Origin of the sequence: Massilia sp. IC2-278, from assembly GCF_020708045.1 — a bacterium.
In the GTDB taxonomy this organism is placed as follows: Bacteria; Pseudomonadota; Gammaproteobacteria; order Burkholderiales; family Burkholderiaceae_D; genus Telluria.
Genome location: NZ_JAJFES010000001.1, coordinates 1,076,745 through 1,091,138, shown reverse-complemented (window position 1 = coordinate 1,091,138; position 14,394 = coordinate 1,076,745). Strand labels below are relative to the sequence as shown.

Sequence of the window (14,394 nt, the reverse complement as noted above, 5' to 3'; positions counted from 1 at the left end):
GGCGCCGACATGAGCAGTGCAGTCTTCAGCGATTCCTGGTTCCGCATCGCCGGCGCGCGCGTGGCGCTGGCCGCCAGCACCCGGGTCGAGCGCCAGCGCTTCGGCGGCGAGCCGTGGTACGTGCTGCGCGACGCCTATTCGCACCGTTATTTCCGCGTCACGGCCCAGGCCTGGGCCTTCATCTCCTCGCTCAGCACCGCACGCACGGTCGAGGAAAACTGGCTCGACTTCGTGGCGCGCCGCCCGGACGACGCGCCCGGCCAGGAAGAGGTGGTGCGGGTGCTGGCGCAGCTGCACACGGCGAACATGCTGACCGCCCTCGATTTGCCCGACAGCGGGGCGATCCACCGCCGCAGCGCAGTCCAGCGCCGCCGTGAACTGAACAGCAAGCTGCTCGGCTTCCTGTACACGCGCGTGTTCCTGTTCGACCCGGACCGCCTGCTCAACCGCTTCCCGAAACTGATCCGCGCCACCACCGGCCTGCCGGCACTGCTGCTGTGGCTGGCCGTGGTGACGGCGGGCGCCATGGCCGCCTTTGGCAACCTGGGCGCGCTCAGCGACCATTCGCAGGGCCTGCTGTCGTTGTCGAACCTGCCGCTGCTGTTCGTCACGCTCAGCGTGATGAAGCTGCTGCACGAGATCGGCCACGCCTTCATCTGCAAGCGCTACGGCGGCGAGGTGCATGCCTTTGGCGTGATGTTCCTGATCCTCACGCCGCTGCCCTACGTCGACACCGCCTCGACCTGGGGCTTCGCCAGCCGCTACAAGCGCGCCCTGGTCAGTGCGGCCGGCATGCTGGTCGAACTCTTCCTGGCCGCGCTCGGGGCCATGGTCTGGAGCGTCACCAGCCCCGGCATCGTGAACAGCGTGGCCTACAACGTGATGGTGGTCGGCTCGGTCTCGAGCCTGCTCTTCAACGGCAATCCGCTGCTGCGCTTCGACGCCTATTACATCCTGGCCGACCTGGTCGACATCCCGAACCTGTACCAGAAGGCCCAGCAGTACTGGATGTACCTGGGCGACCGCTACCTCCTCGGCAGCGCCAATGCCGAGTCGCCGGCCCACGACCGGCGCGAGCGCCTGTGGTTTGGCTTCTATGGCATCGCCGCCTTCTTCTACCGCATCCTGGTCTCGACCGGGATCATCCTGGTGGTGATGGACCAGTGGTTCCTGGTCGGCGTGTTCATGGCCGTGGTCACCGCGCTGACGCTGCTGATCTGGCCGCTGCGCAAGCTGTGGCAGCACCTGAACGGGCCGAAGGTGGCCGCCAACCGGCGCAGCGCGACCCTGCGCGCGCTCGGCCTGGGCGCGGCGCTGGCCGCCTTCGTGCTGGTGCTGCCTTTCCCGTATTCGGTGCGCGCGCACGGCGTGCTGCAGGCAAGCGACTCGGTGCTGCTGCACATTCCGGGCGAAGCGCGCCTGGCGCGCCTGGTGGCGCAGCCGGGCCAGCGTCTGGAGCAGGGCGAGCTGATCGCCGTGCTGGCCAATCCCGAACTCGAGGCCGACTATGAACTGGCGCGCCAGCAAAGCGCCGAACTCGAGGTGCAGTACCGGCAGTCGCTGCTGCGCAACCGCGCCGACAGCGCGCCGCTGGCCGAACGCCTGGCGGCCCTGGGCAGCCAGATGGCGGAACTCGAACGCCAGCGCAGTTTGCTGATGGTGCGCGCGCCGCGCGCCGGGCGCTGGGTCGAGGCGCCGTCGCTGCACGAGCGGGTCGGCAACTGGCTCTCGCGCGGCCAGCCGCTGGGCGAAGTGGTGGCCGACGCGCGCCTGCGCTTCGTGGCCGTGGTGCCGCAGGAGCAGGCCGACGAACTGTTCGGCCACGGCGGCGCCCATGCCGACCTGCGTCTGAACGGCCAGTCCGATGTGACGCTGGCGCTGGGCGCGGTCAGCGTGATCCCGTACAAACGCGAGCGCCTGGCCTCGAGCGCGCTCGGCTTTGCCGGCGGCGGCGAGATCGCCGTCAAGCCGAACGACCCGAGCGGCGAGACCAGCGCCGAACCCTTCTTCGAGCTGCGCGCGGCGCTGCCGGCCGACCTGGCACCGGCGCGCGCCGACGGCCTGGCGCCGCTGCCCGGTTTGTCGGGCATGGTGCGCGTCGATTTGCCGGGCAAGCCGCTGTACGCCCAGGCGAAAAAGGCGCTGGCGCAGCTGTTCCAGAAGCGCTATGGACTTTGACCCGCGCGCGCCTGCCGAGCTGCGCCGCCGCGTTGGCCGCCAGGCCGCTTTGGCAGCATGCGCGGCCGGGGCATTCCAGGCCGATCCTGCACTGCTGACCGCCGCGCGCACGCGCCTGCGCCGCGCCGTGGCGCTGGGCCAGGATGCCGACGGCAGCGCCGCGACCGACGCCCTGGCGGCGCTGGCCGCCGCCTGCCGCGCCGCCGGCCTGGGAACGCCTTCGGTGCGCCAGCTGGCAGCGGCGCTCCTGATGCATGCCGGCCGCGCCGTCGAATCGGGCGCCATGCGCGAGGCCGGCGGCGCGCCGCTGGCCGTGGCCCTGGCCGCGCTGCTGCACGTGTGGAGCGGGCGGCGCTGCCACCTGGTGCGCGCCTCGGACTACCTGGCCGGGCGCGATCAGGCCCGCTTCGCGCCGCTGTTCGCGCTGTGCGGCGTGAGCGCGGCGGCGCTTGAGGCCGACCTTGGCGAAACCGAACTGGCGCGCCGCTACGAGGCCGACCTGGTCTACGCCACCGGGCGCCAGCTGCTGTCGGACCTGCTGCGCGCGCGCCTGGCGGCCGACGGCATGGCCGCCGCGGCCTGCCGCCCGGCGGCCGAGGTGGCCCTGGTCGACGACCTCGACGCCGTGCTGGCCGAGGAAGCCGCCAGCCCGGTGGTGATCAGTGCCGCCGGCAGCGCCGGCGTGCTGGATGCGGCGACCCTGGCCGCCTGCGCCCTGGTCGAGGAACTCGAGGCCGGACGCGATTACCACATCGAACGCGAGCCGGGCTGGCAGGTGCGCTTCAGCGCCGCCGGCCAGGCGCGCCTGGAACTGCTGGCCCTGCGCCTGCCGGTGTACTGGCGCCATCCGCAGCGGCGCGACGACATCGTTTCGTGCGCGCTGCTGGCGCGCGACGAACTGGGGCGCGAGCGTCACTACCTGGTGCAGGAAGGCCGCGTGCTGATCGCCGACGACGGCGTGCTGCGCCGCCTGGCCGGGCGCGTCTGGCAGTTCGGCATGCTGCAGGCGGTCGAGGCGCGCGAGGGCTTGCCGCTGTCGGCGCCGCCGCGCACCGTGGCGCGCACCGCCGTGCAGAGCTTCCTGCCGCGCTACCGGCGCCTGACCGGCATCGGCGCCTCGCTGCGCGGCATGCGTGCCGAACTGCGCGACTGCTACGGCCTGGAGACGGTGGCCTTGTCGGCACATGCGGAACTGCGTCCGCAGCGCCGCTACGGTTACCGCGACGCGGCCGCCAAGCTGGACGCCTTTGCCGATGCGGTGGGCGCGCGCCAGGCGCGCGGCGAGGCGCTGCTGGTCGGGGCGCCGCGTACGGCCGACCTGGCGGCGGTCGGGCGCCTGCTGGCCGCGCGTCAGATCGGCTTTGCGCTGGCCGACGGGCGCGAACCCGAGGCCGACGCCGCGACCCTGGCGGCGGCCGCCGAGCCGGGCCGGGTGACGCTGGTGATCGCGGCCGCCCTGCGCAACGGCGTGCAGGTAGAGCCGGAGTCGGAGCCGGAGCGGGGGCCGGAGCGGGATGCGGATACGGGCGCGGGAGCGCAGGTGCACGGCATGCTGTTCGAGCACTGGGACAGCGCGCGTACCGACGCCGCCTTCTTCGCCTGGTGCGCCAGCGGCGAGGTGTTCGGCGCCGCCAGCGACGAGCTGCTGGCGCGCGCGCTGCCCGAGTGGCTGCCGCTGCCCGTGGCCGGGCTGGCGCGTGCACCGTGGACGGCCGCTGCCCTGTTCCGGCTGGCGCAGCGCAATGCGGCGCGCCAGGCCTCGCGCTACCGCGCCTCGCTGGCCCTGCGCGAGCGCCAGATGGACGAACAGCTGGCCTTTGCGGGCATGGGCTGAGGCGGTGCCAGGTCGATGCTGAGACGGGTCGCTGCCGGCGCCATCGTGGGCGCCTCCCTGGTGCTGTCCGGGTGCGCGTCCGCCCCGGTGCCCGCGCCGTTCACGACCGACGGCTGCAGCCTGTTCCCGGACCGCGCCCCGGCCGGCCAGGCCGACTGGTGCGGCTGCTGCGTCGCGCACGACCTGGCCTACTGGCGCGGCGGCAGCGCGGCCGAGCGCCTGGAATCCGACCGCGTCTTCAGGCAATGTGTGCGCGCGGCCAGCCGCAGCCCGGCGCTGGCCGGCACCATGTATGGCGCGGTGCGCGCCGGCGGCGTGCCCTGGCTGCCGTCGCCTTTCCGCTGGGGCTATGGCTGGGACTATGGCCGGCTGTACCGGACCCTGTCGCTGGAAGAGGATGCGCAAGCAACCGCGCTGCGCGCTGCCTACCTGTCCAATGGAACCGCAGCCGTGTGCAAGCCGTAGGGTGGTCGGCTCTACCCAACCCTGTGCGCAGACGCGGCCCTTGCGCCGCCCACGCGTTCAACCACGTCTGCGCCGATGCGCCCCCACAAGAAACCGCCTTGCGGTCTCCGCCGCCCGCAATTCTGCACTTCCTCGGCACTGCCTCCGCCTGGACGCGCTGACGGCGCAGCCGTCCACCCTACAAAAAAGGCGCCGCAATTGCGGCGCCTCGGGTTTGTAGCAAACGCTCCAGCTTACTGCTTGGCGACGACCGGACCGGCCGCCGCTGCGCTTGCCACGGCCGGCTCGTCCAGCGTGAACGCCTTCAGGCCCAGCACGTCGCTGCTGTAGTGGCGGATGCGATTCGCCAGGGCCGGATCGTCGTTCAGCTTCTGGCCGTAGGACGGCACCATTTCCAGCATCTTCGCCTTCCAGGCCGGGGTTTCCAGCGCATTCTTGAAGGCCGACTGCTTCAGCACCTTCAGCATGATCGGTGCGGCGGTCGAGGCGCCCGGCGAAGCGCCGAGCAGGGCCACCACGCTGCCGTCGGCCGAACCCACGACTTCGGTACCGAACTGCAGGATGCCGCCATCCTTGCTGTCCTTCACGATCTGCACGCGCTGGCCGGCCGTGGCCAGGGTCCAGTCTTCCATCTTCGCGTTCGGCAGGTAATCGCGCAGGGTGGCCAGGCGGTCTTCCGGCGACAGCATCACCTGCTCGATCAGGTACTTGGTGAGCGGGATGTTGTCGATACCGGCCTGCAGCATCGGACGCACGTTATTCGTCGTGATCGCGGCCGGCATGTCGATCCAGGAACCGTTCTTCAGGTACTTGGTCGAGAAGGTCGCGAACGGTCCGAACAGCAGGGTCTTCTTGCCGTCGATGATGCGGGTGTCCAGGTGCGGCACCGACATCGGCGGCGAGCCGACCGAGGCCTTGCCGTAGACCTTGGCCAGGTGGGTGTTCACCAGCGCCGGGTTGGTGGTGACCAGGAACTGGCCGCCGACCGGCACGCCGCCGTAGCCCTTCACTTCAGGGATGCCGGTCTTTTCCAGCAGCGGCAGGGCGCCGCCGCCGGCGCCGATGAAGACGAACTTGGCGCGCACGGTCTGCAGCTTGTCGGTGGCCAGGTCCTTGACCGTGACGTTCCAGATGCCGTCGGCGCCACGCTTGATGTCCTCGACCTGCGTGCGCAGGTGCAGGTCCATGCCCTTTTTCTCGGTCAGGTTCTTGACCATGGTGCGGGTCAGGGTGCCGTAGTTGACGTCGGTGCCGATGTCCATGCGGGTCGCGGCGACCTTCTGGTTCGGGTCGCGGCCGTCCATCGTCAGCGGGGCCCATTCGCGGATCTGCGCGCGGTCTTCGCTGTACAGCATGCCCTTGAACAGGTTTTCCTTCTGCAGGGCGGCGTAGCGCTTGCGCAGGTAGTTGACGTTGTCGTCGCCCCAGACAAAGGCCATGTGCGGCACGTTGTTGATAAAGGCGCGCGGATCGGGCAGGTAGCCGTGCTTGACCTGGAAGGCCCAGAACTGCTTCGACACTTCGAACTGCTCGTTGATGTCGACCGCTTTCTTGGTCTCGATCGTGCCGTCCTTCGCTTCGGGCGTGTAGTTCAGCTCCATGAAGGCCGAGTGGCCGGTGCCGGCATTGTTCATCGCATCCGAGCTTTCGGCGGCAACCTTGTCGAGGCGCTCGAACATTTCGACCTTCAGGTCGGGCTGCAGTTCGGTCAGCATGGTGCCGAGGGTGGCGCTCATGACGCCGGCGCCGATCAGGACCACGTCGACTGGTTTGTCTTTCGACGGTGCAGGGGCCTTTCCACAGGAAGCGAGGAGGGCGCCAGAAACAGCGACGGTCAAAGGAACTGCAAGTAATTTACGCATTTTTTGTTAAATCCAAAGCTCGGTACAACAATGAACCCTGCCGCGAGAGGCCGGGTAAAACAGGGCGCGGGCCGACGGCGAGCGTCGTCAGGCGCGCCCATTCAGGCTCGCCAGCAGCCGTGCATACAGGCTGGAGAGCTGGCGCAGTTCTTCCGCGGTGAAGCCGGCGGTTGCCTCGCCGACCATGTTCGAGACTTCCGGTATGGCCTGTTCGATCAGGGCGCGGCCGGCGTCGCTCAGCGAGATCATCACCGAGCGGCGATCGCCCGGCTTCGGCCGGCGTTCGATCAGGCCACGCGCGACCAGTTCGTCGCAGACGCGGGTGAGGTTCGCCGGCTTTTCGTGGCAGGTTTCGCTCAGTTCGGAGGCACTGGCCGACTCGTCGACGCTGCCATACAGGATGGCGAGCACCGTGTAGCTGGGGTCGGCAAGGTCGAACTTCTTGAGCAGGCCGTTGGTCCGATCGCGGAAGGTCTTCTGCAGGTGATTCGTCATGCGCACCAGGCGCATGGCATCTACGGCAAAGTCAGGCATACGCGCCTTTACGCGTCGCAGTCGCTGGTCGGTCGGGCCAAAGTCGCTCATCGAAATCCCCTGCAGAGAAGAAAGCGCAGATTGTACCCGCCGGTATCAGGGGGCCGCCGTTGCGTCGGTGGCTGCGCCTGCGGCAGCGGCCGCGTTCTGCTGGGCCACCTGGCGGCGATGCTTTTCTTGAGGCAGCGGCAGGTTGGCGTAGAAGGCTTCAGTCAACGGGTAGGAACCGTCGGCCTTGGCTTGCTCGAGCTCGGCCAGGACGCGCTGGCGCACCGGGTCGTTCGAGGCAACCTGGTTGGTCGAAGCGCAACCGGCAAGGAGGGTAACGAGAAGTGCTGGAATCAGGTAAGTGGTTTTCATGTTGTCCGCCAATGTGAGTGAAAGAAGGCGGGCCGTATCGGTCCGTCGGAACGTATTTTAACACTGAATAGTACATTTCTGAAGTAAGTACGTGAAATCACTTACTCGTGAGAATGTGACAAGGGGGCGGGGAGGGGAGGTGGCTCCCGCGCGGGGCGGGAGCCGGGAGTGCGGCTCAGTGCGGCTCAGTGCGCGGCGCTGTCTTGCTGCGGGTGGCTGTCCGGCAGGAACCAGTTCAGCAGCACGGCGCAGATGCCGCCGGTGGCGACACCCGATTCGAGCACGTTGCGGATCGCGGCCGGCATGTGCACCAGGAACTCGGGCACCTGCGACACGCCCAGGCCCAGGGCCAGCGACACCGCGATGATCAGCAGTGCGCGCCGGTCCAGCGCCACGCTGGCCAGGATGTTGATGCCGGCCGCGGCCACGGCGCCGAACATCACCATCGCCGCGCCGCCCAGCACCGGCTCCGGCACCGCCTGGATCACGCCGGCCACGCTCGGGAACAAACCGAGCACGACCAGGAACAGGGCGATCCAGATGCCGATGTGGCGGCTGGCGATGCCGGTCAGCTGGATCACGCCGTTGTTCTGGGCGAAGATCGAGCTGGGGAAGGTGTTGAAGATACCGGCCAGCAGGGAATTCGCGCCGTTCAGCAGCACGCCGCCCTTGATGCGGCGCATCCATACCGGTCCTTCGACCGGCTCGCGCGATATCTTGCTGGTGGCGGTGACGTCGCCGATCGCTTCGAGCGAGGTCACCAGGTAGATGACGATCATCGGAATGAACAGCGACCAGGAGAAGCTCAGGCCGAAGTGCAGCGGCACCGGCACCTGGAAGGCCGGGGCCTCATGCATGCCCGTGAAATCGAGCCGTCCCATGAAGCCGGCCAGCGCGTAGCCGGCGGCCAGCGCGATCACGATGGCGCTGCTCCTCAGCCAGACCACCGGAATGCGGTTCAGGGCCACGATGATGGCCAGGACCATGCCCGACAGCAGTAGGTTTTCGCCATTCGCGAAGCTGCCGTTGGCCATGGCAGCAAAGCCGCCGCCCATGCTGATCAGGCCGACCTTGATCAGGGTAAGGCCGATCATCAGTACCACGATGCCCGTGACCAGCGGCGTGATCATGCGTTTTACAAAAGGCAGGATGCGCGAGACGCCCATCTCGACAAACGAACCGGCCACTACCACGCCGAAGATCGCCGCCATCACCGCTTCCACCGGCGTGCCCTGTTTCACCATCAGCGAGCCGCCGGCAATCAAGGGGCCGACGAAGTTGAAGCTGGTGCCCTGCACGATCAGCAGTCCCGCGCCCAAGGGGCCGAAACGGCGGCACTGGATGAAGGTGGCGATGCCGGAGATGACCAGCGACATCGAGACGATCAGATTGGTATCGCGCGCGGGCACGCCCAGCGCCTGGCAGATCAGGAGGCCCGGCGTGACGATGGGGACGATGATGGCCAGCAGGTGCTGGAGGGCGGCGAGCATGCCGACCCAGGCGGTGGGGCGGTCTTCGAGGCCGAGGACCAGGTCCGGTGTGGCGGGCGGAGCGCCGGCAGACGAGCCGGGAGGCGAGGCATGGGGCGATTCGGGAAGCGGGGTGGACAGCTTGGGTGGGGTAGTCATGCGCGGGCACCGGGCAAAAACGCGATTTTACGCTGCCGGGCCTTGTGCGGGGAATTTGGGCCGAATTGGCGGAACTGTCCGGACCGGCGCCGTTGGCGCCATCCGCGTCATTCACGGTAATGGCAATCGCAACCGCAACGGCAAGCGCAACGGCAACTGCAACCGCAACTGCAACCGCAACCGCAACCGCAACCGCAACCGCAACCGCAACCGCAACCGCAACCGCTGCCGCAATGGCAGCGGCAACGGCAGCAGCTGCATTTGCGGCACCCGCGCCTGCAGGCACCGGGTGCCGCTGCCTCGCACCTGTGGCGGAGCCGTTCAGGCGGACGGCGCTTTTGCGTCCGGCTTGACGCCCACCTCTGCGTTCGGCTCTGCCTCCGCCTGCGTGTCCGTCTTGGCAGGGTCGCGCGTGCGCAGCGTTTCCAGCCAGTTGAAGATCGCCGGCCAGATGCGCGCATGCGCATTGCGCCCGACCAGTACGCCGACGTGCTGCAGGTTGACGCCGATGTCGCCGCTGTACTCGAGCAGGAGCTTGTCGACGCTGGCCGCCGCCTCGTGGAAGGGATGCACCGATTGCGGCGGAATCACCTTGCTGCGCCCGTCGAACACGCTGACCAGCGGTGAGCGCAGGTCCTGCGGGCCGACCGTGCGCGCGCCGATCGCCAGCTTGCCCTGGGTGAAGGCATCGTTGCGGTACAGCGATTCCACCAGGTCGACGAACAACGGCCCCGGCAGCGGAAATTCGTCATGGGTCCAGCGTTCGACCTGCATGTAGCTGTTCAAGGCTTGCGGGCTGGTCATCGACGCCGTGCGATCGAGCAGGCGTTCCCAGCCGAAGGCGTGCGGCTCGGCGGCGGCGCTCATCATGTTCAGGAAACTGCCCGGCACCTGGCCAAAGGCGTCGGCGATGCGGCGCGCGTCGGGCGTGGCCCGGACCAGGGGCGCAAAGCAGTCGCTGGCCGGATCGAAGCCGAGCGGGGCTTCGAGCAGCACGGTGGCGGCAACCGCCTCGGGATACAGGCAGGCATGGATGGCCGCCAGGATGCCGCCGAGCGAGTGGCCGGCGATGATCACCTGCTCCTCGCCGCTGTCTTGCCGGATCTGCTCGCGGCAACTGCGCAGCAAGCGGTCGCCGTAGCCAGCCAGGCCGAAATCGGCATTGTCATCGGAGGCGGCATCGGCGTCGCTTCCTGCGCCGGTGTGCTGCTCGCCCAGCGGCACCCACTCGGCCAGGTAGACGCGGTAGCCGCGTTCCAGCCAGCGCTGCACGACGCTGATCCCGGGCGCCAGGTCCCAGATGTAAGCGCGCTTGATGGGCGCCGGCACCAGCAGCACGGCCGGCCCGTCCGCCGGGGCGCGCGCCGGACCGTCGGCCGTTGTCTCGGCCGCAGCGTAGCGGCGCAGTTTGAGGCCAGGCTCGGCGTGCAGCACGATCGAAGGCGTTTCGCGCGGGCCGTAGCCGGCGCGGTCGAGCAGCTGCCCGCGCGCCTGGCGCGAGCGGTCCATTTGCTTCAGGGCGGCGACCCCAAGGGTCGACAGATCGTTCCAGTTGCTTGCGTACATGGCGTCCTCGTCCGGTTCTGGTGGCAGCACTCTACGCCGCGTTGCGCCCGCTTCCAAGCGCAATCCAATCGAACGCGGCCCCGTTTGCGCGGCGTTAAATGCGGACAGCCGCGGCCCCGCAATGCTTGCCGCCAGGCTAAGCCTTGCAGGTATCGCTGTCGCTTGCCGCTTCTTCCACCTGTCCAGCCAGGACCGGTTCGGCGCCGATTTCCTGCAGTCCGCGCGCCAGGCTCGACACGCTCGGGTTGTCGACGAACACGCAGCGCTTGCCGGTGCGCTTGCAGTATTCCTTCACGCGCCAGTAGGCGCCGTGGCTGATGCAGCCGGTCTGGCAGATGACCAGGTCGGCGGCGGCCAGGCTGGCGTCAAGCTGGTTGCTGCTGTCCTCCAGGCCGCCGTCGTGGTGGGCGAACTGGGCGCCGATCTTTTCCACCATCTTGCGATAAAAGGAGATGTTGCCGCTGCGCCCACCGACGCAGAGCACGCTCTGGTTGACCAGCTGGATCGGGATCGTGACCTGGGGAGCGGCGGGCGTGGGCACGGCAGGCGCCGCTGGCGGCGCCGCTTCGCTTGCGCGCGCGACGGCTTCCGCGCGGCTGGCCTTCAGCTCGGCAATCTGTCCGCGCAGCGCCGCTTCGCGCAGCTCCATGCGCGCCAGCTGGTTGGCCAGGCGCTTGCGGGTTTCCAGCTCGGGAATGGTCGAGCGCAGCTGGGCCAGCTCGTTGCGCAGGTTGTGGACGTCGGTTTCGCGCGCGATGGTGGTGGCGCGGGCCTGCATCAGCTGCTGCTCGAAGCGGTCGGCGTCGCCTTTCCTTTCCTGCAGCAGGGTGTTGCAGCGCGCCTGCAGCCGCGCCAGTTCGCCTTCGAGCCGGGCCTTGTCGCCGAGCAGGGCGTTGTACTTGCCGATGTCGGCGCGGGCGCAGGCGCCGGCCTGGTGCTGGACCATGTGGATGTCGCGGCACATCTTTTCTTCCAGCGCCGGCACGCAGGCCGGGTGCGATAGCCCGGCCCAGAAGGCGCCGGCGACGTCGCCCGCGTTCACCGCCGCTTCCCACAGCTCGGCCACCTGGGCCGCCGTGCGTGCGCTGCGGAAGCGGAAGATCACTTGCGCATAGCGGCGCTCGAGTTCCTTCTGCACGGCCTCGGCCAGGCGGTTGCGGCTGGTGCAATCGTTGACGGCGCCGACGTGCACCTCGTAGTCGTCGTGCATGAGCGCGCCGCCGGTGACTTTTTCCACCAGCTTGCGCAGCGTTCCCAGCGGCAGGGCGACGCCGATCAGCGGGCAGTGGCAATTGCGGGACAATTCCCAGATGCGGCGCCGGCGCGAGCTATGCTGGGTCTGGAACTGCACATTGGCTGGGTCGAGCGAAGGGTGTTTGTCGCACATACGGATCCTTTGGGCGAATGGCTGTGTACGGTCTCAGGTCTCCGGCAAGCGGGCGGCATGGCCTCGCTTAGCTTTTGAATGAGAATGATTCGCATTCAAGTGTACACGGAATCGCCGCGCGTGCAAACAGCATCGCTGCCGTGCGCGCGGTCCGGCCATCCAGCTCAGCCATCCGGTTCAAGGCATCGGGCGCAACCCAGCCAGCGCAACCCATCCAGTGCAGCCCATCCAGCCCGGCCGGGCGCCATCCGGCACGGCCCGGGGGACAGCCAGGGCTGCCCCGGGCCGATCCAGCCGCTCAGGCCTTTGCCTTCTTCTTCTGCGCCTCGGTAATAGTCCAGTAATAAATCGTCCGTCCCTCGACGCTTGCCGTTTTCTCGGGCGGCCATTCCGGCCCCATGTCGAAGGCGTGCGAAACCACGCGCGAACCGACCTTCAGCTGCTGCCACAGGCGCGGGCGCAGCCGGGTATTGATGGTGGGCAGCAGGTAGAGCGTGACGACCGAGGCGTCCGACAGGTCGGCCTGGAACAGGTCGCCCACCTTGAAGCTGACCCGCTTGTCGACGCCGGCCTTGCGCGCATTGTCCTGGGCTTCGGCAATGCGTACCGGGTCGATGTCGATGCCGGTGCCGCGTGCGCCGAGCTGTTTGGCGGCGGTGACGACGATGCGGCCGTCGCCGCAGCCGAGGTCGTAGAGCACGTCGTTCTTGCCGACTTTGGCCAGCGCCAGCATGCGGTCGACCACTTCCTGCGGCGTCGGCACATAGGGCACGTCGAGCCTGGGCGCGGTGGCGGTGTCGGTCTGGGCCAGCACGGCGCGTGCGGGCAGCACGCCCAGGCCGGCGCTGGCGGCGCCCAGCAGGAGCAGCTTGCGGCGGCTCGGATTCTCGTTCATGTCAGTTCTCCTCGGTGGGGGCTAGCGGGTGGGCGGGGGCCTGGGGCGGGGCAGGGCCGCCCAGCAGGGGCAACAGCAGCAATCCGGCGGCAAGCACGGCCACGCCGATCCAGGCCGCGTTCAGCCCGCCAAGCGACTGGGAGAACACGTAGGACAGGCTGGACCAGAGCATCCAGGCGCAGGTGGCGCAGAACAGCAGGGGCAGCAGGGGGAACAGGGGCACGCGGAACGGGCGCGGCAGGTCGGGCTCGCGCCGGCGCAGCACGAACAGCGACAGGCCGGCGAGCAGGAAGAACAGCCAGAACACCGGTGCCGTGAACTCGACCATGGCCCGGAAGCCGCTGCCGAAGCCGGCGCCCAAGGCGACCAGCAGCAGCGCGGCCGCGCCCTGCACCAGCATGGCCACCGCCGGCGTGCCGCGCGCGCCGTCCCAGCGCCCGAGCCGGCGCAGGCGCGGCCAGTCGCAGCCCAGCGCATAGCTGCTGCGCGCGCCGACGATCATGGTGGCGTTGATCGAGGTGAGCGCCGAGACCGCGACCAGCAGCGCGATCAGGGCTTCGCCGCCGGGCCCGAGGGTGCGCCGCATGACGTCGGCGGCCAGGGCTTCCGACGACGCCATGCCGGCCATGCCCAGCGTATGCCAGCAGGCCCAGGCCACCAGCAGGTACAGGCTCGTGATCAGCAGCACCGACAGGGTCAGGGCCCGGGCCATGTTGCGCCGCCCGTCGCGCACTTCGGCGCTGATGTAGGCGGCTTCGTTCCAGCCGCCGTAGGTAAGCAGCACGAAGACCATCGCCATGCCATAGGAGACAGGGGGCCCGCCTGCTCCGGCGGCGCCGGCGACCACGGCCGCAGCGGGCGGCGGGTCGGCCAGCAGCGCGGCGGCCGCGGCGATGAGCAGCAGGCCGCCGACTTCGAGCAGGGTCAGCCAGGTCTGGGTGGCGGCGCCGGCGCGGATGCCGCGCACGTTCACCAGCGTGAGCACCACGATGATGGCGGCGGCGTACAGGGTGGGGCCGGCGCCGGGCGGACCGAGCGGGAAGGGCAGGACCTGCTGCAGGTAGTCGCCGAACACGAAGCCGAGCAGCGCGATCGACCCGGTGGTGATGACCGAGAAACGCGCCCAGCCGAACAGGAATGCCACCGGGCGGCCGTAGGCGCGCATCAGGAAGTGATAGTCGCCGCCGGCATGCGGGTAGGCGGTGGCCAGTTCGGCGTAGCACAGCGCGCCGATGAGCGAGACCACGCCACCCAGCAGCCACATGCCGAACATCGCCTCGGCACTGGGGCTGAGCGAGGCCACGATCGAGGGCGCCTTGAAGATGCCGGCGCCGATGACGACGCCGACGATCAGCGCGATGGCCGCGCGCAGGCCGATGGCCGGCTGGGGCCGGGCCGCCGCGGCAGAGGATGCGGCGGAGGCGGGTGCGGCAGAGGCGGCGTGTGCGGCTTCGGCAGGGTCCATGGCGGAGTCCGGTGGCAAGGTCTGGCAACGAAGGCAGAGTGCGTGTCAAAACCGGTTCGACAGCGGGGGGCACGCCGAGTTCGCATTGCATGCGGCGCGCTGGCATCCGGTCAAGCGAGTATGCCAGCGGCATGGGAGAGTTCGCTTCCCGGCGGCTTTTGTCCAGCAAAAATGTCGCGGCAGCCAGCTGCCGAGTGGCTGCGCCACAACGCGCCGCCGG

General features: G+C 69.2%; 11 protein-coding genes. 3 read left to right on the top strand and 8 right to left on the bottom strand.

Annotation, left to right across the window (positions count from 1 at the left end):
- Positions 1–9: 9 nt before the first annotated feature.
- The 3 genes from LK540_RS04770 to LK540_RS04760 are packed head-to-tail and all read left to right on the top strand — an operon-like array spanning position 10 to position 4,477.
- Positions 10–2,178 (top strand): HlyD family efflux transporter periplasmic adaptor subunit, encoded by a 2,169-nt coding sequence (locus tag LK540_RS04770; RefSeq protein WP_229435880.1) that lies wholly within the window; start codon positions 10–12, stop codon positions 2,176–2,178.
- Positions 2,168–4,012 (top strand): hypothetical protein, encoded by a 1,845-nt coding sequence (locus tag LK540_RS04765; RefSeq protein ID WP_229435879.1) that lies wholly within the window; start codon positions 2,168–2,170, stop codon positions 4,010–4,012. The genes LK540_RS04770 and LK540_RS04765 overlap by 11 nt, the downstream gene beginning before the upstream one ends.
- Before the next feature lie 15 nt (positions 4,013–4,027).
- Entirely contained in the window at positions 4,028–4,477 is a 450-nt protein-coding gene (locus LK540_RS04760) for a hypothetical protein (RefSeq protein ID WP_229435878.1), read from the top strand.
- 233 nt (positions 4,478–4,710) lie between these two features.
- Here LK540_RS04760 and mqo read toward each other — a convergent pair whose 3' ends face one another.
- The 8 genes from mqo to LK540_RS04720 form a co-directional block, all read right to left on the bottom strand.
- On the bottom strand, positions 4,711–6,339 hold the full coding sequence (gene mqo, locus LK540_RS04755; RefSeq protein WP_229435877.1) for a malate dehydrogenase (quinone): 1,629 nt from the start codon (positions 6,337–6,339) through the stop codon (positions 4,711–4,713).
- An 87-nt stretch (positions 6,340–6,426) separates the two neighbouring features.
- A complete protein-coding gene (locus tag LK540_RS04750) occupies positions 6,427–6,873 on the bottom strand; it encodes a MarR family winged helix-turn-helix transcriptional regulator (protein ID WP_229435876.1) in 447 nt (148 codons plus the stop codon).
- 96 nt (positions 6,874–6,969) lie between these two features.
- A complete protein-coding gene (locus tag LK540_RS04745) occupies positions 6,970–7,233 on the bottom strand; it encodes a DUF4148 domain-containing protein (RefSeq protein WP_229435875.1) in 264 nt (87 codons plus the stop codon).
- A gap of 185 nt (positions 7,234–7,418) precedes the next feature.
- Positions 7,419–8,861 carry a nucleobase:cation symporter-2 family protein gene (locus tag LK540_RS04740; RefSeq protein WP_229435874.1) on the bottom strand — a complete coding sequence of 481 codons (1,443 nt, stop codon included), beginning with the start codon at positions 8,859–8,861 and terminating at the stop codon, positions 7,419–7,421.
- Between the two features lie 321 nt (positions 8,862–9,182).
- Positions 9,183–10,427, bottom strand: coding sequence for an alpha/beta fold hydrolase (locus LK540_RS04735; RefSeq protein ID WP_229435873.1), 1,245 nt, complete (start codon positions 10,425–10,427; stop codon positions 9,183–9,185).
- Between the two features lie 136 nt (positions 10,428–10,563).
- Positions 10,564–11,814 (bottom strand): DUF2325 domain-containing protein, encoded by a 1,251-nt coding sequence (locus LK540_RS04730; RefSeq protein ID WP_229435872.1) that lies wholly within the window; start codon positions 11,812–11,814, stop codon positions 10,564–10,566.
- A 298-nt stretch (positions 11,815–12,112) separates the two neighbouring features.
- Positions 12,113–12,709: a cyclopropane-fatty-acyl-phospholipid synthase family protein gene (locus tag LK540_RS04725; RefSeq protein ID WP_229435871.1), complete on the bottom strand. Its 597-nt coding sequence runs from the start codon at positions 12,707–12,709 to the stop codon at positions 12,113–12,115.
- 1 nt (position 12,710) lies between these two features.
- Positions 12,711–14,174 (bottom strand): APC family permease, encoded by a 1,464-nt coding sequence (locus LK540_RS04720; RefSeq protein ID WP_229435870.1) that lies wholly within the window; start codon positions 14,172–14,174, stop codon positions 12,711–12,713.
- Between the last annotated feature and the right edge of the window lie 220 nt (positions 14,175–14,394).